The sequence below is a fragment of the Arthrobacter crystallopoietes genome (assembly GCF_002849715.1).
GTDB lineage: Bacteria > Actinomycetota > Actinomycetes > Actinomycetales > Micrococcaceae > Crystallibacter > Crystallibacter crystallopoietes.
In genome coordinates, this window is the sequence record NZ_CP018863.1 from 2,714,579 (window position 1) to 2,735,473 (window position 20,895).

23 protein-coding genes are annotated in these 20,895 nt (G+C 64.1%); 5 read left to right on the forward strand and 18 right to left on the reverse strand.

What is annotated here, in order from left to right:
• Positions 1 to 89: 89 nt before the first annotated feature.
• Genes AC20117_RS12745 through AC20117_RS12755 form a run of 3 tightly spaced genes read left to right on the forward strand, consistent with a single transcriptional unit; the run spans position 90 to position 2,898 of the window.
• Complete coding sequence (locus AC20117_RS12745) at positions 90 to 854, forward strand: DUF5058 family protein (RefSeq protein ID WP_074699415.1); 765 nt, start codon at positions 90 to 92, stop codon at positions 852 to 854.
• Between the two features lie 37 nt (positions 855 to 891).
• Positions 892 to 1,626, forward strand: a complete 735-nt coding sequence (locus AC20117_RS12750) for a hypothetical protein (RefSeq protein WP_074699414.1) — start codon at positions 892 to 894, stop codon at positions 1,624 to 1,626.
• A 24-nt stretch (positions 1,627 to 1,650) separates the two neighbouring features.
• The gene (locus tag AC20117_RS12755; protein ID WP_074699413.1) at positions 1,651 to 2,898 is read left to right on the forward strand and encodes an amidohydrolase; all 1,248 of its coding nucleotides are present in this window, start codon (positions 1,651 to 1,653) and stop codon (positions 2,896 to 2,898) included.
• Here AC20117_RS12755 and AC20117_RS12760 read toward each other — a convergent pair.
• The 6 genes from AC20117_RS12760 to AC20117_RS12785 form a co-directional block, all read right to left on the reverse strand.
• Positions 2,895 to 3,452: a hypothetical protein gene (locus AC20117_RS12760; RefSeq protein WP_139186740.1), complete on the reverse strand. Its 558-nt coding sequence runs from the start codon at positions 3,450 to 3,452 to the stop codon at positions 2,895 to 2,897. The two genes, AC20117_RS12755 and AC20117_RS12760, sit on opposite strands and share 4 nt — an antisense overlap.
• Before the next feature lie 99 nt (positions 3,453 to 3,551).
• Positions 3,552 to 3,983: a VOC family protein gene (locus AC20117_RS12765; RefSeq protein WP_074699411.1), complete on the reverse strand. Its 432-nt coding sequence runs from the start codon at positions 3,981 to 3,983 to the stop codon at positions 3,552 to 3,554.
• Positions 3,937 to 4,536 carry an SRPBCC family protein gene (locus AC20117_RS12770; RefSeq protein WP_335643941.1) on the reverse strand — a complete coding sequence of 200 codons (600 nt, stop codon included), beginning with the start codon at positions 4,534 to 4,536 and terminating at the stop codon, positions 3,937 to 3,939. Before AC20117_RS12770 ends, AC20117_RS12765 begins: the two co-directional genes overlap by 47 nt.
• Positions 4,533 to 5,612 (reverse strand): IS110 family RNA-guided transposase, encoded by a 1,080-nt coding sequence (locus AC20117_RS12775; protein WP_083339531.1) that lies wholly within the window; start codon positions 5,610 to 5,612, stop codon positions 4,533 to 4,535. Before AC20117_RS12775 ends, AC20117_RS12770 begins: the two co-directional genes overlap by 4 nt.
• Before the next feature lie 332 nt (positions 5,613 to 5,944).
• Entirely contained in the window at positions 5,945 to 6,430 is a 486-nt protein-coding gene (locus AC20117_RS12780) for an SRPBCC family protein (RefSeq protein WP_074699410.1), read from the reverse strand.
• On the reverse strand, positions 6,427 to 6,783 hold the full coding sequence (locus AC20117_RS12785; protein ID WP_074699409.1) for an ArsR/SmtB family transcription factor: 357 nt from the start codon (positions 6,781 to 6,783) through the stop codon (positions 6,427 to 6,429). The genes AC20117_RS12780 and AC20117_RS12785 overlap by 4 nt, the downstream gene beginning before the upstream one ends.
• Before the next feature lie 184 nt (positions 6,784 to 6,967).
• Between AC20117_RS12785 and AC20117_RS12790 the strand changes: the two genes are divergently transcribed.
• Positions 6,968 to 7,204: a DUF6480 family protein gene (locus AC20117_RS12790; RefSeq protein WP_074699408.1), complete on the forward strand. Its 237-nt coding sequence runs from the start codon at positions 6,968 to 6,970 to the stop codon at positions 7,202 to 7,204.
• 7 nt (positions 7,205 to 7,211) lie between these two features.
• Here AC20117_RS12790 and AC20117_RS12795 read toward each other — a convergent pair whose 3' ends face one another.
• The 7 genes from AC20117_RS12795 to AC20117_RS12825 all read right to left on the reverse strand — a co-directional run bounded on the left by AC20117_RS12795 (position 7,212) and on the right by AC20117_RS12825 (position 12,113).
• A complete protein-coding gene (locus AC20117_RS12795; protein ID WP_074699407.1) occupies positions 7,212 to 8,039 on the reverse strand; it encodes a hypothetical protein in 828 nt (275 codons plus the stop codon).
• On the reverse strand, positions 8,036 to 8,587 hold the full coding sequence (locus tag AC20117_RS12800) for an RNA polymerase sigma factor (RefSeq protein ID WP_074699406.1): 552 nt from the start codon (positions 8,585 to 8,587) through the stop codon (positions 8,036 to 8,038). Before AC20117_RS12800 ends, AC20117_RS12795 begins: the two co-directional genes overlap by 4 nt.
• Before the next feature lie 71 nt (positions 8,588 to 8,658).
• Positions 8,659 to 9,288, reverse strand: a complete 630-nt coding sequence (locus AC20117_RS12805; RefSeq protein WP_074699405.1) for a hypothetical protein — start codon at positions 9,286 to 9,288, stop codon at positions 8,659 to 8,661.
• A gap of 299 nt (positions 9,289 to 9,587) precedes the next feature.
• Positions 9,588 to 9,983, reverse strand: coding sequence for a hypothetical protein (locus AC20117_RS12810; RefSeq protein ID WP_074699404.1), 396 nt, complete (start codon positions 9,981 to 9,983; stop codon positions 9,588 to 9,590).
• 522 nt (positions 9,984 to 10,505) lie between these two features.
• The gene (locus tag AC20117_RS12815) at positions 10,506 to 10,832 is read right to left on the reverse strand and encodes a hypothetical protein (protein WP_074699403.1); all 327 of its coding nucleotides are present in this window, start codon (positions 10,830 to 10,832) and stop codon (positions 10,506 to 10,508) included.
• A complete protein-coding gene (locus AC20117_RS12820; RefSeq protein ID WP_083339567.1) occupies positions 10,829 to 11,197 on the reverse strand; it encodes a GNAT family N-acetyltransferase in 369 nt (122 codons plus the stop codon). Before AC20117_RS12820 ends, AC20117_RS12815 begins: the two co-directional genes overlap by 4 nt.
• A 202-nt stretch (positions 11,198 to 11,399) precedes the next feature.
• Positions 11,400 to 12,113, reverse strand: coding sequence for a TetR/AcrR family transcriptional regulator C-terminal domain-containing protein (locus AC20117_RS12825; RefSeq protein ID WP_074699401.1), 714 nt, complete (start codon positions 12,111 to 12,113; stop codon positions 11,400 to 11,402).
• Positions 12,114 to 12,362: 249 nt separating this feature from the next.
• Here AC20117_RS12825 and AC20117_RS12830 point away from each other — a divergent pair, with 249 nt between their 5' ends.
• Positions 12,363 to 12,599 carry a hypothetical protein gene (locus AC20117_RS12830; protein ID WP_074699400.1) on the forward strand — a complete coding sequence of 79 codons (237 nt, stop codon included), beginning with the start codon at positions 12,363 to 12,365 and terminating at the stop codon, positions 12,597 to 12,599.
• A 145-nt stretch (positions 12,600 to 12,744) separates the two neighbouring features.
• On the opposite strand, the gene AC20117_RS12835 is transcribed toward AC20117_RS12830, so the two are convergent.
• The 5 genes from AC20117_RS12835 to AC20117_RS12855 form a co-directional block, all read right to left on the reverse strand.
• Positions 12,745 to 14,154, reverse strand: coding sequence for a trimethylamine monooxygenase (locus tag AC20117_RS12835; protein WP_074699399.1), 1,410 nt, complete (start codon positions 14,152 to 14,154; stop codon positions 12,745 to 12,747).
• 379 nt (positions 14,155 to 14,533) lie between these two features.
• Complete coding sequence (locus AC20117_RS12840; RefSeq protein ID WP_074699398.1) at positions 14,534 to 16,171, reverse strand: ABC-F family ATP-binding cassette domain-containing protein; 1,638 nt, start codon at positions 16,169 to 16,171, stop codon at positions 14,534 to 14,536.
• A 108-nt stretch (positions 16,172 to 16,279) separates the two neighbouring features.
• Positions 16,280 to 18,742 carry a penicillin acylase family protein gene (locus AC20117_RS12845; protein WP_074699397.1) on the reverse strand — a complete coding sequence of 821 codons (2,463 nt, stop codon included), beginning with the start codon at positions 18,740 to 18,742 and terminating at the stop codon, positions 16,280 to 16,282.
• 387 nt (positions 18,743 to 19,129) lie between these two features.
• Positions 19,130 to 19,909, reverse strand: a complete 780-nt coding sequence (locus tag AC20117_RS12850) for a hypothetical protein (RefSeq protein ID WP_074699396.1) — start codon at positions 19,907 to 19,909, stop codon at positions 19,130 to 19,132.
• Positions 19,910 to 19,936: 27 nt separating this feature from the next.
• Complete coding sequence (locus tag AC20117_RS12855; RefSeq protein ID WP_074699395.1) at positions 19,937 to 20,683, reverse strand: DUF5058 family protein; 747 nt, start codon at positions 20,681 to 20,683, stop codon at positions 19,937 to 19,939.
• Between the last annotated feature and the right edge of the window lie 212 nt (positions 20,684 to 20,895).

The following is a 20,895-nucleotide window of genomic DNA, read 5'->3' on the forward strand; positions in this document are numbered from 1 at the left end:
ATTCCGTCAGCTATTGCTTCGAACAGGCTGAAAGCCGCATTGTGGTTCCAAGAGAAACCGTTGAGACTCACATCACATCTTGAGGAACCATGTCACCCACAACTTCCAGCATTGTCTCCGCCGCCGGCGAATCCACTGACATTCTGGCCATCGCCAACATGCCAGTGCTGTGGATCTGCGCAGCCGGCGTCTTTGCCGTGATCCTTATCCAGTCCGTCATCTATATGAAGGCCGCCCGCAAAGCCGCCCCGGCGGCCGAGATCACCGGCCCGGAACTCAAGACCGCCTTTCGGTCCGGTGCGATTGCCGCCATCGGCCCGTCCCTCGCCGTCGTCATGGTGGCCATTGCGCTGCTGGCCGTCTTTGGTACGCCTGCCGTGCTGGTCCGGATCGGCTTGATCGGCTCGGCCGCCTACGAGACCGGCGCGGCGAGCATCGCAGCCGGTAGCGCCGGGGCCGAACTCGGCGGACCGACTTACACCCAGAACGTCTTCGCCATCGCCTTCTTTGCCATGAGCATGGGCGGCGCGATGTGGATGCTTGCCACTCTGATCCTGACTCCGTTGATGAAGCGCGGCGGTACCAAGCTGGCCAAGGTCAACCCGGCGGCCATGTCCATTGTCCCCGGCGCCGCGCTGCTCGGTGCGTTCATCGCCTTGGGCGTCGCCGAGGTGCCCAAGTCCATGATCCACGTCTATGCACTGCTCACGTCCGCCGCCGTCATGGGCCTGTGCGCGGCAGTCGGCCGTAGCCGGAAGCGCGCCTGGCTGCGCGAATGGGGCCTGGGTTTCGCCATCGTCGCCGGTCTTGTGGTGGCCTACATGGCGCACACCGCCGGAACCCCCGTCGCCTGATCCGCCGCCCTACCGGAACGCTCTTAAGGAACGCATAATGTCTGCATCCAGCATCTCTACCCCCATCACAGCGGCCGACGCCGAGTCGGATCTTGCCGAATTCGACCGCACTACGTCCCGTTGGGGACGCCTGACCATGATCGCGGGCCTCATCCTCTCGGTGGCCGGTCCGCTGTACCTGGTCTTCTTCACAGGCCTGGACATCAGCGCGGCCCAGCTGTGGACCGCCTTTGCGGCCGTGGCCGCCGTGTTCGCCATCATCTGGATCGTCGAACCGGTCACCTATTTCCCGATCCTCGGCCCTGCCGCCATGTACCAGGCCTTCATGATCGGCAATATCTCCAGCAAGCTGCTTCCTTCGGCCCTGGTCGCGCAGACCCGGATCGGCGCTAAGCCCGGCACCCGCCGGGGTGATTTCGCCGCCGTCGCCGCCATCTGCGGTGCCGCAGCAGTCCACCTGGTCTCGCTGGCCCTGTTCGTCGGCATCCTTGGTACCTGGTTGATCAGCATCATCCCGGTCGACGTCATCGACGTTGCCCGGCTCTACGTCCTTCCGTCGGTGTTGGGGGCGGTCATCGTCCAGGCGATCCTCACGATCAAGCAGCTGCGGATCACTATCATCGCCGTGGCCATCGCGCTGTTGGTACAGTTCGTCCTGTTGCCGCTGGTCCCGGCCATTGCCTTCCTGACGACAGGTATTGCCGTGATCGGAACCATTATCGTTTCCTGGCTGGCACGGGACCGTAAGCCCGCTGCCGCCGTCGAGAATTAAACTTTCAGAGCTACAGGAGAAATGATGACCAACACCCTCGACGCCGTGGAACAGACCGGCGGGCTTGCCCTCACGCAACAGCAGCAGTCGGAGCTGCACGAACTCTACCGGCACCTCCACGCCCACCCGGAACTGTCCATGCAGGAGCACCGGACGGCGGAATTCATCGAGCAGCAGCTGGACGGGCTGGGCATCGAGAACTTCCGCTGCGGCGGCACCGGTGTGATTGGCGTACTGCGCAACGGCAACGGCCCGGTGGTCGGCTTCCGCGCCGACACCGACGGCCTGCCGATCAAGGAAGATACGGGTCTGGAGTATGCCAGCACGGACACCGGCATCCTGCCGGACGGCGCCGAGGTCCCGGTGATGCACGGCTGCGGCCACGACACCCACACCGCGGTGCTGCTGACCGTGGCCCGCATGTTCGCGGAGTCCCGAGAGGCGTGGGCCGGTACCTTGGTCCTGATCTTCCAGCCCGGTGAGGAGACCGCCGCCGGTGCGGCCGCCATGGTGGCTGACGGACTGTGGGAGCGCGCGCCGAAACCGGAAATCGTCTACGGCCAGCACGTCATGCCCGGGCTTGCCGGGACGGTCTCGCTCTCGGTCGGCAGTGCCATGGCCATGGCAGACTCGCTCAAGGTCACCGTGCACGGCCGCCAGTCCCACGGCTCGCAGCCGCAGGATTCCATCGATCCGGTCGTCCTGGGCGCCCACATGGTGGTTCGGCTGCAGACAATCGTCTCGCGCGAACTGGATCCCCGGCAGGCTGCCGTGGTCACCGTCGGCACTTTCCACGGCGGATTGAAAGAGAACATCATCCCCGCGTATGCGGAGTTCACCCTGAACATCCGCACCTTCGACGACGGTGTCCGTGCCCAGGTGCTGGCCGCGGTGCGGCGCATCATCTCGGCCGAGGCCGCCGCCTCCGGAGCGCCCGAGCCGGAGATCGAGGAGCTGTACACCTTCCCTGCCTGCTACAACGAGCCGGCCGAGGCCGAAGGCTTGGCCGAGGTGTTGCGGGGCGCAGTCGGGCAGGATGCGGTCTCCGTCGTGCCGGCGCTGATGGGCAGCGAGGACTTCGGCCATCTGGCCGCAGCCATCGATGTGCCGGCCGTGTACTGGTTCTTCGGCGGCCACTCCGCGGAAGTGGTGAACGGCGAGGGGCCGGTTCCGATGAACCATTCGCCGTTCTTTGCGCCGGTCATGGAGCCCACGCTCTCCACGGGCGTCAAGGCCGCTGTGGCAGCTTTGCAGTCGCGGCTGGGCCGCTAAAACCGGGTTCTAAGTCTGGTTCTAAATAACGACGGCGAGGGGCGGGCTTCTGCTTCAAGCCCGCCCCTCCGTCGGCTCCAGGCCATCAGCAACGCGGTCAGCACGGCGGCAGCCAGATGGAAATGCAGCATCAGCATGACGTATTCGCCGTGGGATCCGGCATGCTCGGTTGCGATTCTGGCCGTGGCCGCCAGCTGTTCAGCGTCCACTTCTGCGTGGTGGGAGGGGGACGGGCCTGCCGATGGGCCCGTGGACTCGCCTGCCGCTGCCGGCCGTGCGGCAAAGGCATCGAAGGCCAGATGCAGCACCTGCTGTGCAACGCCGGCGGCAAGGATAAGCGTCCAGGCCGGGGCATCGACGCGGGACAGCACCGTGGCGGCGAGGGTGGTCAGGGCAGTGATGGCGATGAGGACCGGAAGGGCCGGCATGGTCCCTCCTGAGGCGAGATGGGCGACCAGCGCCAGCACCATCGTCAGTCCTGCCGCCGCCAGGACAGGCACAATTCGCACCTGTGTGTGCCGCATGCCGGAGGGTCTCGTGGAAGCACTGGCCATCCTTGCCCTCCGTACCGTTGCTGGTGTTTCGTCCTGTAGGTGGTTCGGAGCCGCCCGCACTACGGATTGCATTCTTGGCAGGAAAGATCCGGAAGCGGGCTACTTCGCGCCGGAGCCGGTGCGGACGTCGCGTGGGATCAGCGGCTTTTCGGCCCGGACTTTCAGCTCCTGCACGGCCCACGTATTGCCGTCCGGGTCGCTGAAGCCGAAGAAGGTCCCGCCGTCGCGCTTGTCGAAAACGGTGATTTCGCTGGCCTCCACACCGCGGGAGAGGAGTTCCTCGCGGGCGGCATTGGCATCGGAAACCACCAGCTGGAGGCCGCGCAGGGAACCGGGCTCCATTTCGCTTTGTGCGGGCAGGTTGCCGACGACGATCGAGCAGCCCGACCCCCGCGGCGTCAGTTGCGCTATATTCATGTGCTCGTTGACGGTGTGATGGTCCAGGCTGAAGCCGACCTTGTCGCGGTAGAACTCAATGGCGCGGTCAATGTCGGCGACCGGCAGCAGCACTACTTCTAGCGTCCAATCCATGGTGCATCTCCTTATCGGCGAGTACTTCCTCGAGCCGATCGTAACCTTCGGCCATGCCCGTTTCCATGCCATCGGCCAGATAGCGTATGCGCGAAGCCAGATCGGGGAAGACGGAGCGCCCGGCCAACCGGGACCGTCCGCCGGGCAGATCCTCGAACGTTGTGTATTCCAAGGTCACGACGCCGGGGTATCCCTCGTACTCGAAAGTATTCAGGATGAACTCGTTGTCGCGAACACTGTGGAAGATGCCGCGGAAGGCGTGTTCAATGCCGTCACCGCGGTGCTGGACGAAGCGGAAGGATCCGCCGCTCCGGTAATCGTGCTCGTCGATCCGGGTGGTAAGCCCGCGCGGGCCGATCCACTGCCGGTACAGCTCCGGATCGGCATGGGCACGGAAGACCTCGGCAGCCGGGTAGTCGAACTCGCGCTCGTACTCGCTGTACGGCAGGCCTTCCGGATTGTTGAGGTTCAGTACGTTGGCCATCATGTCCTCCCGATGCTTGGTGAGGTGCCCGCTCAAGGCGGGCACCGCCGACTCTTCTATGTCTGTCAAGCGCTCTTCAGGCACGGGCTCGCGGCGTTGAGCGTGCGGTGGACGCGTCGGGCTAGGTAGCGTTTGATGCATCGGCGGATTTCCCGGTCGGTGCGTCCTTCTGTTCGCCGTTTCTCCACGTATCTCCGGGTCTCCTCGTCGTGGGTCATCTTGGTGAGAGCGACCATGTGGAGAGCGCGGTTCAGGTTTCTGTCTCCGCCTCGGTTCAGGCGGTGCCGGACGGTGTTTCCTGAGGAAGCGGGGATAGGATTCACGCCGGCCAGGGAGGCGTAGGCCGCCTCGTTCCGAACCCGTCCCTGATGGGACCAGGCGGTGAGGCAGGTCGCTGCAGTGACGGACCCAAAGCCCTTTTCATGCAGCAGGGGTGCGGCCTCGCTGATCTGTACCAGCTCGGTCACTTGCTTGTCATTGGCTTTGAGCTGGTCATCGAGTTCGAGGACACGTTTGGCCAACCGCGTTGCCTCGGTCCGGGCGATGGTCAGGGACAGTTCCTCCTCTCGGGCGCGCCACCGCGACGCTTCAGCGATCTGAGCTGCTGAGAGTGCCCTGCGGGCGTCCAATCCCAGATCATTGGTGCGCAGCAGTGCGGTGAGCGAGTTGACCGAACGGGTGCGCTCGGCGCTCATGGCGTCGCGGGCCGTGACCAGGATCCGCAAGGCCTGGCGCACCCCCTCGTTGAGCCTCGGGCGGCATAGCTTCGCCTGTGGCAGCGGCAACGCGGCTGCGGCAATGTGGTGCGCATCGAGGGCATCGGATTTGCCGACGCCGTGGCGTTTCTTCGCGTCCATTCGCGGAGCCTCGGCCACCGGGTAACCCTCGGCGGCGACAGCGCCGGCCAGGACGGCTCCGTAAGATGCGGCGCCTTCGATCACCCACAGCGTGTCAGCGTCTGCGTCGGTGCGGCGGGCCACCCACGCGATGGCCCTGTTGATGCCGGCAGACGTCGTTGGGAAGTCTCGGGTATCGATCAGCTCGCCGGTCCTGGCTGCAAGGATCGCGTAGACGTGATTGCGGGCGTGGGTGTCGACGCCCACGACAAACGGGTAGGAATGCGCGACGATAGAAATGGCGGTCACGGCACCTTTCCTCAGTGATGGAGATGGTCAGGCCGCTGTCGGCCGGTACCAGTCCGGGTAGGAAACACATCGGAACAGCACTGTGACGGGTCACGCGCCTCAAGGCGGCGGACAATCTTCTGATCAAGCTACCGAGGTGGGCCGGACAGGTCCGGCCGGCCCGCGCCACGGATGGACAAGTCGGCGGCAAGACACTTCATGGTCAACGTACGCTCGAGTCACATCCATGGCCGGCGGAACGGCCAGTACCCATCCTGCCAGCCAGTCCCAGACCAGCTACAAGAAAGTCTCACAGTCGTACTCTGTTTTTGTAGGTGGAATCAGCGCTGGAGTTATGCCGTCCGCGCCCCGGCGAGCAGTTCGTCCAGCCGTTCGTAGCCCTCGGTCATGCCGCCTTCCATGCCGGACTGGGCCATGCCGTCGCGGGCCTCCTGGTTGGGGTAGACGGAGTGGCCGATGAGCTTGCAGCGGCCGCCGCCGAGGTCCTCGAAGGTCATGAACTCGATGCTGACGACGTCCGGGTAGCCGCCGAACTCGAAGGTCTGAACGGCGAACTCGTTATCGCGCACCGTGTGGAAGACGCCGGAGAAGGAGTAGGCGACGCCGTCCGGGCCGGTGTGCAGGTAGCTGTAGCTGCCGCCGGTACGGAAATCATAGTGGTCGATGTCCATTTTCAGGCCGCGCGGGCCGAGCCACTGCTTGATCAGCTCGGGGTCCTTGTGCGCGCGGAAGACGTCCGCGACGGGAAAGTCGAACTCGCGCTCGTAATCGATGAACGGTACGCCTTCGGGGACGGAAAGTTTCAGTGCGTTGCTCATGATGGGTCCTTGGTGGTGTGGGTTTTTGCCTGGGATTGGAGCACGGCGTCGAGGCTGCGGAACTGCCCTTCGCGGACCAGTCGGTACTGGTCGATCCAGGCTGTGAGCGCCTCCAGCCGTGCGGGATTCAGGTGGACGGGCCGGCGTTGGGCGTCGCGGGTGCGCGTGACCAGTTGCGCCTGCTCGAGGACCTGGATGTGCTTCGAAACCGCCTGCTTGGTGATTTCGAAGGGCTCTGCCAGTTCGTTGACAGTGGCCGGGCCGCGGCTGAGCCGGGCGATGATGCGGCGGCGGGCCGGGTCGGCGAGGGCCAGGAAGGCCTTGTCGAGGAGGCTGTCGTCGCTGCGGTCCATGGCTTAGTCAACTTCTTTGTTTATCAACCTGTTGGTTGTTAACAAACTACTCTCGCAGTGACGGCGGGTCAAGAGGTACGGGCCGTGGAATTTATCCGCCGCGTTGTGATAGACAGCCTGCTTATTGCCTGTCTACTGTTGCAAGCAGCAGGTGCACGATTTGTTCTTGCAAGGAGGCATGACGATGTCCAGTTCCAACCCCGATCCGGCTGAAGATCACATCACCGGACTTGAGCCCGGGGGCGGCGTCCCGCCCGGGGAAACACCGCCGGCGGAGGCGCAGACAAATCTGACCCAAGGTCACGCCGAAGGCGGGCCCAAGAGATGGGTGCCATGGGTTTGGCTCGGCATTATCGGCCTTTCGGCCCTCATTATGGCCCTGCTGTTCCTGGTCTACGCGGGCGTGCTGGCCTTCTCTTAGCGTTGACTTACCTGCTGCCGTCCACGGCGGAATCGGGGAGGACCGGAACATCAGGGATCGCGGCGGGATCGGTTTTCTGCGGGACTGCCGGTGGCTTCGGTTCCGCGGGCAGGGGCAGTTTGTCTTCGCCGGGCTGGTCGTCGAGGTTCTTGGGCAGGACCTTGTCGCCGGGCAATTCGGGCACCGGGAGATTCGGTTGGACGCCGTCCTGGTTCGGTCTGCCGTCAAGCGAGGGAACACCCTCGCTGCGCGTGGCGCCGTCGTGCTTGCCCGACGGGGATGCGCCGGACCCGGATGTGCCGGCAGAACCGGTTCCGGATTCACCGGTCTCCAGCGGTTTGCCGGCGTCGCCGACCTCTCCGGAGCGGGAGCCTGCGGAACCGGTGTCGCTGTCCTCGGCGGGTGTCCGCCGTTCGTTGCCGGTGTCCGCGTCCGTGCCCTCGCTATCGTCCTGACCGGGGTTAACGGAGGTGGTTTGCTGCACGGGCGAGCCGCCGTCGTCGTTGTTGAAGAAGGAGGCAACCTGCTGCACCGTCTGGTCCGCGGCGCTGCGGAACTCGGGGCTTGCGGCCGCGACGCCGGTAACGCCGAGCCCGGTGGCGGCGGCAACGGCGACGCCGATCAGGGCACCCTTGGCCGCCCTGCGCCGCGGGCGCAGGGGAATGACCTTCGGCGACAGAAAGGCGGCCAGCTCGGCAGAAGGAGGAGCGGCGGGGACCGAACCGGCGGCGCGCAGTTCCAGCAGCGAGTCCTGCAGCGTGTCCGAGGATGGCACATCCGATTCGTCGAGCAGCTGCCGGAGGAATTCTTCGTCGGTGGACGCATCGGTCGTCATACCAGTGCCTCCTTCCTTTCAACCAGTGTCTTAAGTTTCAGCAGGCCGCGGCGTTGCAGCTGCTTGATGGAGCCGGTGGACTTGCCCATGATTTCGGCGACCTGCTCGAGGGAGAGGTCGGCCACGATCCGCAGGAGCAGGACTTCGTGCTGGTCCGGGGGCAATTCCCGCAGCTTCTCCTCGACCGTGCTTCCGCCCAGCACTTCCAGTGCCACGGTTTCGGCCGAGTCCGAGGTGCGGGCGTCGGTTTCCGGGTCGTATTCGGAAACATAGGGCTGGCGGGCACGCTTACGGACTTCGTCGACGTAGCGCGCGTGCGCGACTGAAAAGGCAAAGGTGCGCAGGCCCTGGTAGCCGCCGCGCACCGTGCCGATGCGGGAGAAAACGGTGAGGAAGACCTCCTGCGCCGATCCTTCCGCATCCTCCATGCCCCGGGCTTTTAGGTAACCGGATACGCCGGGTGCAAGCGTGTAATAGATCTGGCTGAAGGCTTCCGCGTCGCCGGACTGCGCAGCTGACAGAACGTCATCTGGGAGCGCTTGGGGCAAGGGGTGTCCTTCGATCCTGGGCAGGGGTGCGGAGCCACCAGTGTAGCCGCCGCACCTCTGCCGCCCGGAATCTACTTTCCGGCTTCAGCCTGGCCGGAAAGGCCGATGCCGGCTTCGACGCCAGCGTCAACGCCCTTTTCCGAGGCGTCCGCGGAGGCCTCGCCGCGGGCGTCGATGTGAGCCTGCGCCTGGCCGTTGGTGGCCGGAACCTCCGGCGTGGCCGGAATAGCGGGAACGGCGGGAACCTCTACGCCATCGACGCCGGGAACCGCGGGCATTGCGGGAGTCGCAGGGCTAACGACGGCGCCGTTGTTGGCCTCCGCGTTCACGTTCACCTTCGCGTCGGCCTCCACATCGGCATCAATATCGGCGTCGACATTCGCGTCCGCCCGGCCTTCATCGCTGATGTCCGCATCTGCGTCAACGGCGGCGTCAGCGTCTGCTTCAACGTTGGCCTCGGCCTCGGCGTCACCGGTGGCGGGCACAGCGGGAGTTGCCGGAACAGCCGGAACAGCATTCTCGACGTCGTCAGTCGGAACTGCGGGAGTGGCGGGCACTGCCGGAGTGGTGACTGCAGTCGTGTCGGCAGCGTCGGTCAGGGCCGGAGCTGCGACGGCTGCACCCGCACCGCCGACGGCGATGATGGCGGCCAGTGCGGCGCCCTTGGCGGGAAGGCTCAGGGAGCGGAAGCGCTTGGTCATGGATCTCCTCATACTCGTCTAGAAGGCGTCGGCGCTGCGGAAAGAAGTGCTGCGCCTTGCCCGTACACCCAACTAATCGAATGCGGGAGCTGAAAGGTTACGCCTGCCCATAAATTCTTTTGGACGGTCCCAAATGCGCGGCAAAGAGCGGTTAGCCAGACCCACTGACAAGCCCAAGGGGACGTCCGTGTCCGGACGTCCCCTTGGATTGACCTCATTGGTTTTTGGTTATGCCGGAAGTTGGCGTTCACGGCCGCCAGCCTTCCGCTGTCGTAGCAGCGACCAGTCGCAACGCTTGGCTAGCAGCTGACGTGCAACGTCCTGCTTGAGTCCCAGCCGTCCTTGTAGCTGTAGGAGTGTGCCTGGTAGGTCTTGCCGCACTGCAGCTTATTGCCGGACCACTCGAAGTTGCCTTTGCGGGTCTGCAAGTGCTTATGCGCGACTACGTTGTACCTACCGTTCTTGTTGATCCTGACCACCTTCACGTAGACCTTCTCGGCCTTGTAATATCTGCCCTTGACTACGAACGTTCCGTTGTACGTGATGTCCAGATCCAGGCCCGCCCCGAATGAAGCGGTAACGAACGAACTCGGTGCTGCAGCGGTTGCCGGGGCCGAGAAGCCCAGACCGGCGAGCAAGCCCAGAAGGGTTCCGGCGACCAGGATCAGCAGCCGCCAGGTAATTGGTTTCTTCATGATGACTTTGTTCTTTCGCGAACACCGTGTGTAGTACTGCGAGTCAGGCCAACGGATTGTATCGATGCCCGGAGCCCGCCGGATCCCCGGCGGGCCCAAGCATGTTATTTTTCCCAGCCCCTGGTTTGGACTCCAGCCTTCTTTGCTCAGCCTCCGCCAAGGGTAAGGCAAACATTAAACGGCGTTAAGGGAACGCGAACAGCCCAACATTGGGGGTTGCGAACTGCCCAAATCTAGGTAGTCAACCTACGGCTAAACGGCCGCCCTCTTGAAACCCCGAAGCTGGGGGAGTGATTTTTGACCATTCTGGGGAGCCGGAATTTTCCAAGTGTTCAATGTGAGATCGTGATTGGTCTTGATGTGGAGCCGATGACACCCCGCGTGGAGAACATCGAGGCTGGCCGGACCCGGCTTCCCCCTGACCGACCGGGCCCGGCCCCTCCGTCCAGTCGGTCCTGACAACCGGGTGCGCCGACTCTGGCGGACAGCATGTAGCGACAGGGTTGTGGCCGAAGGCGTGGATCAAGCAGCCAATGCGAGGGCCGACGGCGACTGGGCCGGAACCGCTGAGGCGCTGACACTCAGCCGGCATTCGGATTGGGCGGGGTCAATTCTGGTAGGCAATTGGCGCGCCTCGGCATAGTGCAGGAGCTGCTCCATGACTTCCGGCAGGACGGTTGCCCGCTTCAGATCGAGGAAAATATCGAGCCCGGGCATGATGGCGTTGGTTCGTTTGGCCACGACGTAGAGTGCCTGGACGTTTCGGGCGTCCACTGAGCCTCTGATTTCGATGCGCGCGTGCGAGCATTCCAGGTCCATCTGCACGAGGGCCTTCAATCTGCTGCTCACCGGGGGCCTGCCTCTGCCAACTCGCGCTGGTCCGAAGGCCAAACGGGCAGCTGTCCTTCCACTGGCTTGCGGAAGCTCTCGCGGTCAGCCGCGGGCACCAGATTAAAGTAAACGGGATGGGCAAAAATGTGCTTGCGGACTTCATGGCAGAACGGCAGGACCTCAAGCCGGCGGCGGTGCGCATCGGCCAGCGCCTTCCGGATCAGCCCGGTTCCCAGGCCCTGGCCCCGCTGAGTTTCGTCCACGGCGGTATGGAGAAGCCACAGCTGATCACCCTGCATCTGATAGTGCAACGATCCCGCTACCGCTCCATCGATGTAGGCATCGAACTGGGACGCTCCAAAATTATTGTGAATCACGTGCATGCTTCTCTCCTCACTTTTCACTCCGGACAGTGGTGAGGCGATCAGTGCCGCTCCTAGCGCTGCGCACCCGTTTCGCCCGGTCCGGATGCGGCAGCGTTAAGGCTGTTGCCCATAGACTGCAATCGGATTGGCTTACGACGTAAGCTAAGCATGCTTAGTTATTTCCAGCAAAACGGCATTGGCGGGTCGGTTGCATCAGCGCCTAATTCTGGAGCGCCTCCAGCCGGTCGAGCAGGCTCTCCAGGGCCTCCTCGAATTCCTGTTCTGAACGGTCTTCCGAGAGCCGTTCCTGCAGGCTCTGCAGGAGCGGGTAGTCGCTCAGGTCCGTGCTCCTCGGCGGCCGGGGCTCTGCTTCATCCACCGGTCCCACGTCGGCACCCATGGCGGCGACTTCCAAGAGCAGATGGCCCAGCAGAAAACTGCTGAAGGCGCGGTAGGCATCAACGGCGGCCTGATCGGAAAAGCCAGCCGACGTCAGCGCTTTGAGGAAGGATTCGACCCAGCGCAGGCTGCGAAGGGGCGGGCGTACCCAGGGGGCCTCGGTTGGCCGGGTGGCAATCAGGGGAAACACCTGGGGGTGCGCCAAGGCCAGCCGACGCAGTCCGTGGGCCAGCCGCAGGAGGTAGTCTTGCCAGCCGTGGCGCGGCTCAGGATAGACCTCCGGGTCCTTGTAGAGTTCGTCGATAACGACCTCGACGATGCCATCGAGCAGGTTTTCCCGGGACGGGATATAGCGGTAGAGGGACATCGCCTCGACGCCCAATTCGGTTCCGAGCCGACGCATGGTTAAGTGGCGCGGGCCGAACTGTTCAATAAATTCAGCACCGGCCTCGAGAATGCGCTGGCGGTCCAGTCGGGGTTTCTCCGCGGTGGATTTCCCCTTGTCCCCGCCATCGCGCCTTTCGGGTTCGGACATCGATCGCTCCCTCCATGCGTTCTCCCCACCCTACGCCGCGAGAAACTGCTTCGTCACGTGGTCAGTTGCTGAGGGTCTTTTGAGTGGGGATGAGGATCGCTCAGAGAGTTCGCGCGAGGCTGAAAGGGTTATCCTTCCGAAGGCTTACATTGTAAGCTGCGGGGAGGCAGCGTCAGCCGGCGGCTGTCCGGCACGCCCGGTTTGGATCCCGACCCGGCGCCTGCCCGGACCGACTGATTGGATGGGTAAATGATGGACGACGAGTTGAAGCAGGTATGGGCCGCGTCTGCGGCGCTGGAAACGCTTCAGGTTGAAATGGATCAGGCTCAGCTTTCCCTGAAGGAAGCCATCGACGAGGCAGCCAAAGCCGGAGCGGATCCCGAATCGATCGACGAGGCGGCGCAGCTGACCTCGGTGGAGCTGACCGAGCCCGTGGAGCTGGCCGGGCCTGCCGAGCCGAGCCGTAGCGAGCTGGAACCCAGCTAGCCTTTGGCCCTCAATGCCTGTTAAACCCGGCACGGCCGTTGCAACTCCCTACGTCTTGAGAGTCGCAACGACCGTCTGGACCGAAGCCCTCATGGCGAGCCCCGCCGTCGTGCTTTGAGTGGCCCGTTTCTGGCCGGAGCGTGCCTTACTTGGCGGCGATCTGCTCGTCGTCCCGCGTGAGGGCGGTCAGCGCACCGGTGTCCACGTCCTGGGACGGGCCGTTGAGGTAGCGCTGCAGGCTGTCGTCCATCGCATTGATCCAGCGGGTATGGTGCCGCGCAGCCATGGTGCCGGTCATGACCGAGCGGTGGATGTTGTCGCGGTAGCCGAGGATGTCGTCTTCCTTGTCCTTCATCCACTGCTTGAACAGGGCGGAGACGGTGTCCAGATCGAACTCCGGGTAGTCCGTCAGCGCGATCAGTTCGCGCAGATAGTCCGTCTGGTAATCCGCTTCGGCATCGTGGTCGGGCAGCGCGTCCTGGCGCTCCAGCCACACCTGGATATCGGCGGCGCGTTCCTCCGCCGCGGGCAGCTCAATGCGGCCGAGCATCACGTCGCGGGCGAACCAGGCCTGCGCGTCGAACATGTTGAACGTGTAGTACTGGTCCTGCGCGCCAAGGTAGAACAGGTTGGTGTTGTCCTGCCAGATAACACCCTTGTAGAGGTTGCCCGGGTAGAGCACGTTCTTCGACTTCAGCGACAGTTCGGCCGGCAGGAACGGGTACTTGTGCTGGTAACCGGTGCAAAGAACAACGGCGTCAAACTCGCCGGTGGTGCCGTCGCTGAAATGGGCAGTGCGGCCTTCGAAACGCGTGACCAACGGACGCTCGACGGCGGATTCCGGCCAGTCGAAGCCCATGGGGCCGCTGCGGTAGCTGAACGTGACGGACTTGGCGCCCATCTTGTGCGACTGCATGCCGATGTCCTCGGCGGAGTAGCTGCTGCCGATCAACAGGAGATCCTTGCCAGCGAAGCGCTCGGCGCCGCGGAAATCATGGGCGTGCAGGACTTCGCCGGGGAAGCTGTTGATGCCGTCGAACTGCGGCACGTGGGGAACCGAGAAGTGGCCCACGGAAACAACCAGCTTGTCAAAGACGTGGGTCTCGGTCTTCTGGGCGGCCAGGTCCTCGACCGTGACCGTGAATTCCTGCGTCTGTTCGTTGTAGGAAACCCAGCGTGCGGTGGTGTTGAAACGGACGTACTTGCGCACATCCGACTTCTCCACGCGGCCCTTGATGTAGTCGAAGAGGACCTCGCGCGGCGGGTAGGAAGAGATCGGGCGGCCGAAGTGCTCGTCGAACGTGTAGTCGGCGAACTCAAGGCATTCCTTGGGGCCGTTGGACCACAAGTGGCGGTACATGCTGCTGTGCACGGGCTCGCCGGCGGCGTCCAGGCCCGTGCGCCAGCTGCTGTTCCACTGACCGCCCCAGTCGGACTGCTTTTCGAAGCAGACGATTTCCGGGATATCGGCGCCAAGCTGCCGTGCCGATTCGAACGCCCGCAGCTGTGCCATTCCGCTGGGGCCTGCACCAATGATTCCGACTCGCAATTTCATGCATCTCCTCATCCATTGGATCTTGTTTCGTCAGATGCGACGCCCGGAAATACCGCGGGTCCAGGAGGCCAGGCTGCGCAGAGACGCGTATGCCCGGCGCAACGCAGGTTGCGGCGGCAAAACAGTAACAGCGCACTACGCGCTTGGCCCTGTTCATCAATCCCGGCGACGGGAGACGGTCAATCAATCCCGGTGACGGGAGATCGGGGCACTGCAGGTCGGAGATCCAGGCGGTCAGGCCTGGACCAACGATTCCGGGCGGTTCACCGAAGATCCAATAACCACAGCGAACCTACTCCCCAGTACAACATTGCAGGAATGCTAAGTCAAAGCGAGCCGAGGATAAGCGCTGCTTGAGCTCCGCTCGCCCTGCCGGAACTTACTTGGCTAAAACCCGGCCGTTATCGACTTCCCAGCGGGTGTCCAGCTGGACGTTTTCCAACAGCCGGCGGTCGTGGGAAACCAGCAGCAGGGCGCCGTCGTAGCTTTCGAGTGCTTCCTCCAGCTGTTCGATGGCGGGCAGGTCCAGGTGGTTGGTGGGTTCGTCGAGCACCAGCAGGTTGACCCCGCGCGCCTGCAGCAAAGCGAGAGCGGCACGCGTGCGTTCGCCGGGGGAGAGGGCACCTACCGGACTGCTGACCTGATCGGCCTTCAAGCCAAACTTCGCCAGCAGGGTGCGGACTTCGGCCTGGTTAAGCTGAGGCACCAGCGACTCGAAGGCTTCGCCCAGCGGTCTCGTATCCGCCAGTTGGCCGCGGGCCTGGTCGATCTCGCCAACCGCGACGCTGGACCCCAGGCTGGCGGCGCCGTCGTCGGGGGCAAGATGGCCGAGCAGCAGCTTCAACAGCGTGGACTTGCCTGCGCCGTTGGGGCCGGTGATGCCGATCCGTTCACCCGCGTTGACCTGCAGGGAAACGGGACCGAGGGTAAAGCTATCGCGGCGCACGGTGGCCTGGTTCAGGGTGGCCACCACGGAGCTGGACCGCGGGGCGGCGCCGATGCTGAACTGCAGCTGCCACTCCTTGCGCGGCTCTTCGACCTCGTCCAGCCGGGCGATGCGCGATTCCATCTGCCGGACCTTCTGCGCCTGCTTTTCCGAGGATTCCATGCTGGCGCGACGGCGGATCTTGTCATTGTCCGGGCTCTTCTTCATCGCGTTGCGCACGCCCTGCGAACTCCACTCGCGCTGCGTCCGCGCCCGCGAGACCAGGTCCGCCTTCTTGTCGGCGAACTCCTCGTAGGCCTCACGGGCATGGCGCTTGGCCACGGCACGCTCCTCCAGGAAAGCGTCGTAGCCGCCGTCGTACACCGCCACTTTGTTCTGCGCGAGATCGAGTTCCACCACCTTGGTGATGCAGCGGGCGAGGAATTCGCGGTCGTGCGAGACGAGAACGACGCCGCCGCGCAGCCCGCGGACAAAGTTCTCCAGCCGTGCCAGTCCGGCCAGGTCCAGATCGTTGGTGGGCTCGTCGAGGAGTACGACGTCGAAGCGGCTCAGCAGGAGGGCGGCGAGGGCAACGCGCGCGGCCTGCCCGCCGGAAAGGCCCGTCATGTGGGCGTCGGGCCCGGCTTCCAGCTCAAGCTCGGCCAGCACGGCCGGAATCCGGTCCTCAAGGTCTGCGGCGCCGGAGGCCATCCAGCGGTCCAGCGCGACGGTGTAGGCGTCCTCGGCCTGCTTGGTCCCGGTTCCAAGGGCCTCCGCAGCGGCTTCCATTTCAGCGGTTGCGGCGGCGGAGCCGGTGCGGCGGCTGATGTAGCCGGCGATGGTTTCGCCGGGAATACGCTCGTGCTCCTGCGGCAGCCAGCCGATAAACGCGTCCGAGGGAGCGGCGCTGACCGTGCCGGCCATCGGCGCGTCCACCCCGGCCAGCAGGCGCAGCAGCGTCGATTTCCCTGCTCCATTGGCACCAACGACGCCGACAACGTCTCCCGGGGCGACGGTCAGGTTCAGATTGGCAAACAGGGTGCGGTGGCCGTGGCCGCCCGAAAGGTCTTTCGCCACGAGAGTTGCAGTCATTAGTCCATCTTAGAGAGGGAACTGCAGACCTACGGCCCCCGGTCCTGCCCTCAAGCGGGAGGCGGCAGGCCACGTGGGTGACCTGCCGCCGTCGTTCTTCCTGCTGTACTACTTCAGGACCGTGGTGCTTTCCAGATTCGCTTCGAGCTGCTGCGGGTACAGGTTCTCGGTCTTGCATTCGAAATCGGCATACATCTGCAGCTGGTCCGCGTAGTGCTCGGACTTGGTGCCGTCGGGAGCGATGAAGCCGCTCTGCCCCGGCGGCGCGACCGTGCACATGCTGGCCTCCGACCCGAAGAGCGAGACGATGTCGTTCTGCGTGCCGCGGTTCATGTAATCGGGACCGGTCAGGTTTTCTTCCGCGTTCGCCTGCGGGACCCCTATGAAGTTCTTGTAGGAGAACTCATGCTGCGGTGCCGGCACGCTCCACGCGGAGCGATCCGCGCCCTGCTCGGCGGCCAGCTGGGCCAGCGCCTGGCGGTAGGTGTCCAGCAGCACCTGCTGCTTGTCGGCGCCGTTGAAGAAGTCGACGCTTTGCTCGACGCCGGCGTCCTCGCCCAGCAGGGCGTTGTAGACGAGTTTGCTGCCGTTGGCGGGCCGCGCCAGGCCGCTGCCCTGGGCGTAGTTCTCGAACACCGACGCCGGAAGATCGTCCTTGAGCACGGTTTCGAACAGGATGGGCAACCAGGTATTCATGATTGCTGCCTGCGGCCCATCCAGGTCGCCGTCGTCGTCCCCGTCGCGCCGCTGGCCGTCCCACTCGGTGAGCAGCCGGACATCCTGCACCAGCGAATCCTTGGCCGGAAGCGTCTTCACGGCCTCCTCAAGGAACGGGCGGAAGTAACGGATGTTCAGGTCCGCGAAGGACGTTTCCTCGTTGATGTCCCAGATCTCGTCGGTGGTGAACTTCTGCTTCTCCTCCAGCCGTTCGATGATCTCGTTCACCCGGTCCACAGGGGACCAGTTGCCGGAGCCCGCGTTGAACCCGGCGGCCGACTGGTTGTTCCAGTTGACGATGTAGCCCTGCTTGGGGTTGTAGACCTTGGGGTTCTCGGAGAAGGGGCGGATGCCCTCCCACTCCATGGAGCCATCGCCGACGGCGGGCAGCCGCGGGTCGTGGCCTTCGGCGCGGACCGGGAGCTTTCCGGGGGAGACGTAGCCGATGTTGCCTTCCTTGTCGGCGTAGTACCAGTTGATGGTGATGCCGACCTTCTCGGCCTGCTCCAGGTACTCCTCCCAGTTCTGCGCCTTCATGATCTTGATCCAGGCCATGAACGACTGGATTTCCGTACCGGCCCAGCTGCGCTTCTTCGAGTAGGCGGTGTTGTTCGCTGCATCGAAGCTGGTCACGTAGCCGTGCACGGTGGAGTAGACCTGATGTTCGACTGGTTCCTGTCCGGCGACCTCGATCTTTTCGGTGCGCACGTCCATGGGGCGCCACTCGCCGTCGTACCGGTACTCGTGCGGATTCTCCGGGTTCAGCTGTTCCTGATAGACGTCGTTGACGTCAAGCGGCCCGGCGGTGGAACCCCAGCTGATGTCCTTGTTGGTGCCGAACAGAATGGTGGGGTGTGCAAACGGGGTGTTGCCGGTGACGTCGAACCCGGCTCCATGCAGGCCGATGCCGTAGACATACGAGGGATTGAACCAGGAGAACTGCGGGCCGTTCAGGAGGATGGAGCCCTTTTCCTTGGACTTCTTGTCGCCCACGATCCAAAGGTTGCTGGCTTCCGGCTTGACCGCGGGCCAGTCGCCGCCGCCGAACTGCTTCATGGAAGCCAGCCCATTGTCCTCCAGCTCCGGGGAGACCTCGGCAAGATCGGACAGCTGGGAGGGGCTGTCCACGGCCAGCTTGTTCGGGTGCTTCTTGTCCTCGCGGGGAACCGTGGTCGGTGCCGTCGGATCTTCGGTCCACTGCAACTGGTCGAACAGCAGCTGGCCCTGCTCCGCGCCGTACTCGGCGGTGAGCTGCTGGAGGACCTGCAGGTTGGACAGCTCGCCGGCGCTGTCCGAGAAGCGGTTGGCCATGGTGCCAACCCAGATCATGGCGACGTCGTAGCCGCTCCAGGTGGTGGGCTCGAAGCCGTAGTCGGTGAACTGCTTCGGCAGCAGCTCCTCCTGGTTAGCCATGACCTCACCGACGCGCTCGTTGAAGCCGGCGGCGTAGCCCTCGAGGATGTCCCGGTCTTCCTGCGGCAGAGCCTCGATCTGCGCCTTGATAGCCTCGGGATCGAAGGAGGCACGGGAACGCTTGTCGATCTCCACGTAGTCCGGGCCGAGCACCTCGGCGGAGGTTCCGAGGACGGCCCGCTTGGCCATTTCCAGCTGGAACATCCGGTCTTCTGCGACCGCATAGCCGTAGCCGTAGAAAAGGTCGCGGGTGGTGTCCGCGTAAACATGGGGAACGCCGTAGCTGTCCCGTTTGATGGTTGCCTTGCCGGCTTCGGAAACCTCTGCGGTGACCTGCGCTGCCGCTGGTTCCTGGGCCACGGCGCCTGGCGCGGCGACCCCGGCAACCAGGCCGGTTGAAAGGATTAATGAAAGTGCCGCTAATGCGGACTTCTTCTTCATCGGACTCCTCATCGAATCTAATGGAGCACGCCTCAAGGCGATGCGGGGAGGGGAGGGGAGGCGCCGGCACAGCGGCGCTTATGGCGCGCAGGGCCGGCGGAGCCGCGGCAGGGCGGGGATGGCTTCCCGCCGCGGGCGTACCTAGTGTTGCGACCAAAAGATCCGATGGCAAGCTAGCTGGTCTTAATTCCTGACCGGCCGTTCATTTGGACGGGTGACCTTGAAAAGCGAAGCCAAGGTCTATTAATGTTCGCAGTCAGTTCGGCAGCGATGAACTCTTCGGTCCGGTGCTACTGCATGGAAAATTCCGGGTGGCGTGCAGCCAGCGGTAGATGCTCACGGTAGGTCTCGGTCTGGGGCGGGAATTGTCGCAGTTTCGGGCATGATTCAGCGAATCTCCTCGGCCGTGCTGCCGTTGGCGGCATCCCTTGCGGCGTCTGAAGGTTCTTCCTCGGCCGGAGTGGTATGGATGGCGGAGCGGTCCCGGCCGAACCAGGAGAGCATGATCGTGGCAACAACGGTGATGGCCGTTGCGCCCATGGCGGCCTGGGGAACCAGTGGAACCAGAACGAACTGGACCGCCAGCGCGGCGCCGATGGCGAAAATCGTGGGACGCAGCTGGCGCATGGTGGCGATGCATTGGACCAGGACTGCGCCCATCACGGCGGGCAGAATGTACAGACGCGCGACCTCGATCAGGGCATCCGGAACGATGGAGATCAGCCAGGTCCCCAGGACGCCAACGAAGAGAAGCAAGGACGTGAGGTGGACGGTGGCCGCTCCGCAGATAGCCATGACGGCTGCCAGGTCGCCGCGCTTGGTGCCTGGCCGGGCATCGATGCTGGACTGGGCGACGATGGCGGCCGGCAGGAGCTTGTTGGAGATGTTGCCGATCATAAACGCCTGGTACATGGCTGCGGGGCCGAGGATCGGAAAGTAGGTCAGCGGCTCCATGATCCAGAAGATGCCGAAGGTTGCGGCCACGGCGATGAAGGCGAGCCAAATATGCCCGGCGGTAATGTCCAGCCCACCGAAGAAGACCAGATACAGCGGTCCGATCAGGGACAGGACCAGGCCTGCCATCATGGTGATGCGGCCCCAGCGGGACGTCGTGGCCTCGAAGCCGGCCATGCCGGAACCGGTGCGGGTTTGGATGTTAGTAGTCATCGGAACAATCCTTTCGAGCAATGGGAGCTAGGCGGCGTGGGCCGCGAAAGCGACGACGAGTGCGGTAATGATGGCGAAGCCGAGGGCCCATTCCTTGAGCCACGCGGCCTGAAGCTTCCGGGCCAGGAACAGGCATCCGCTCATCACCGCCGCCGACACGACGAGGGTGATGAGGTGGACGCCGGACTTCGGCATCTCAGCTACAGCGAGCATGCTGAAGGCGCCGAGCAGCGCAGCGCACGGGATGATCGCCATCGCGGCCGGGTTGACTTGGGAGAGCCGGTGACCGCCGCGCTTGAGCAACGGCGTCAGGATCAAGGTGGCCAGCATCCACATCCCGCCGCTGATACTCATGGCCATGAAGGCGACGGCGAAGACCTGCTGGGTATAGTCAGGTCCACCCAGCGTGGCGCCCATGGTGGTTGCGGCGATGCCGGCGGAGGCGGTTTCCGTCGCTGCGGAACCGATAAGTCCGATGCGCACCAGCACCGCCGGCGTGCCGAAGAGGGCCAGCAACGCAATGGCGACCAGCACAACGGCCAAGGACGGACCGATCGACGCAACGGCTCCGGCACGGTAGGAGCGGGTGAGCTCCCCTGTGCTCATTCCGACGGCGGGCGCCGCCTTGCGGGCGGCTTTGATGTAAATGAAGGTCTGCACGAAAATGACGCCGAAGACGCCCAGCGCGCAAGCCCAGACCAGGGGCGAGTTTGCCACTGCGAGGATGTCGGTGGAGCCGGCCTCTGCCGGTACCTGTAGTGCCAGGGGATGCATGGTCCGTGATCTCCTTTAATGAATGTGATCTGGCTTACAAAGCTCGATGCGATAGCCATAACCTTTCGCCCCTGCCTCCTCGATGGCAATAGTTGGCAGAAGAGGCCATAGAACTGGCCATTTCCTCCAGTGTGAACTGATTCATGTCAAGCGCTTCCGCTGGTAGGTTCCCCGGGTCCAGACTGGGGGTAAGCCGTCACCCTGAGATAGAG

What these genes read in the sequence shown, in the direction of transcription:
- AC20117_RS12745 (WP_074699415.1), top strand. Translation starts at nt 90, where the DNA reads ATGTCACCCACAACTTCCAGCATTGTCTCCGCCGCCGGCGAATCCACT.
- AC20117_RS12750 (WP_074699414.1), top strand. Translation starts at nt 892, where the DNA reads ATGTCTGCATCCAGCATCTCTACCCCCATCACAGCGGCCGACGCCGAG.
- AC20117_RS12755 (WP_074699413.1), top strand. Translation starts at nt 1,651, where the DNA reads ATGACCAACACCCTCGACGCCGTGGAACAGACCGGCGGGCTTGCCCTC.
- AC20117_RS12760 (WP_139186740.1), bottom strand. Translation starts at nt 3,452, where the DNA reads ATGGCCAGTGCTTCCACGAGACCCTCCGGCATGCGGCACACACAGGTG.
- AC20117_RS12765 (WP_074699411.1), bottom strand. Translation starts at nt 3,983, where the DNA reads ATGGATTGGACGCTAGAAGTAGTGCTGCTGCCGGTCGCCGACATTGAC.
- AC20117_RS12780 (WP_074699410.1), bottom strand. Translation starts at nt 6,430, where the DNA reads ATGAGCAACGCACTGAAACTTTCCGTCCCCGAAGGCGTACCGTTCATC.
- AC20117_RS12785 (WP_074699409.1), bottom strand. Translation starts at nt 6,783, where the DNA reads ATGGACCGCAGCGACGACAGCCTCCTCGACAAGGCCTTCCTGGCCCTC.
- AC20117_RS12790 (WP_074699408.1), top strand. Translation starts at nt 6,968, where the DNA reads ATGTCCAGTTCCAACCCCGATCCGGCTGAAGATCACATCACCGGACTT.
- AC20117_RS12795 (WP_074699407.1), bottom strand. Translation starts at nt 8,039, where the DNA reads ATGACGACCGATGCGTCCACCGACGAAGAATTCCTCCGGCAGCTGCTC.
- AC20117_RS12805 (WP_074699405.1), bottom strand. Translation starts at nt 9,288, where the DNA reads ATGACCAAGCGCTTCCGCTCCCTGAGCCTTCCCGCCAAGGGCGCCGCA.
- AC20117_RS12810 (WP_074699404.1), bottom strand. Translation starts at nt 9,983, where the DNA reads ATGAAGAAACCAATTACCTGGCGGCTGCTGATCCTGGTCGCCGGAACC.
- AC20117_RS12820 (WP_083339567.1), bottom strand. Translation starts at nt 11,197, where the DNA reads ATGCACGTGATTCACAATAATTTTGGAGCGTCCCAGTTCGATGCCTAC.
- AC20117_RS12825 (WP_074699401.1), bottom strand. Translation starts at nt 12,113, where the DNA reads ATGTCCGAACCCGAAAGGCGCGATGGCGGGGACAAGGGGAAATCCACC.
- AC20117_RS12830 (WP_074699400.1), top strand. Translation starts at nt 12,363, where the DNA reads ATGATGGACGACGAGTTGAAGCAGGTATGGGCCGCGTCTGCGGCGCTG.
- AC20117_RS12835 (WP_074699399.1), bottom strand. Translation starts at nt 14,154, where the DNA reads ATGAAATTGCGAGTCGGAATCATTGGTGCAGGCCCCAGCGGAATGGCA.
- AC20117_RS12840 (WP_074699398.1), bottom strand. Translation starts at nt 16,171, where the DNA reads ATGACTGCAACTCTCGTGGCGAAAGACCTTTCGGGCGGCCACGGCCAC.
- AC20117_RS12845 (WP_074699397.1), bottom strand. Translation starts at nt 18,742, where the DNA reads ATGAAGAAGAAGTCCGCATTAGCGGCACTTTCATTAATCCTTTCAACC.
- AC20117_RS12850 (WP_074699396.1), bottom strand. Translation starts at nt 19,909, where the DNA reads ATGACTACTAACATCCAAACCCGCACCGGTTCCGGCATGGCCGGCTTC.
- AC20117_RS12855 (WP_074699395.1), bottom strand. Translation starts at nt 20,683, where the DNA reads ATGCATCCCCTGGCACTACAGGTACCGGCAGAGGCCGGCTCCACCGAC.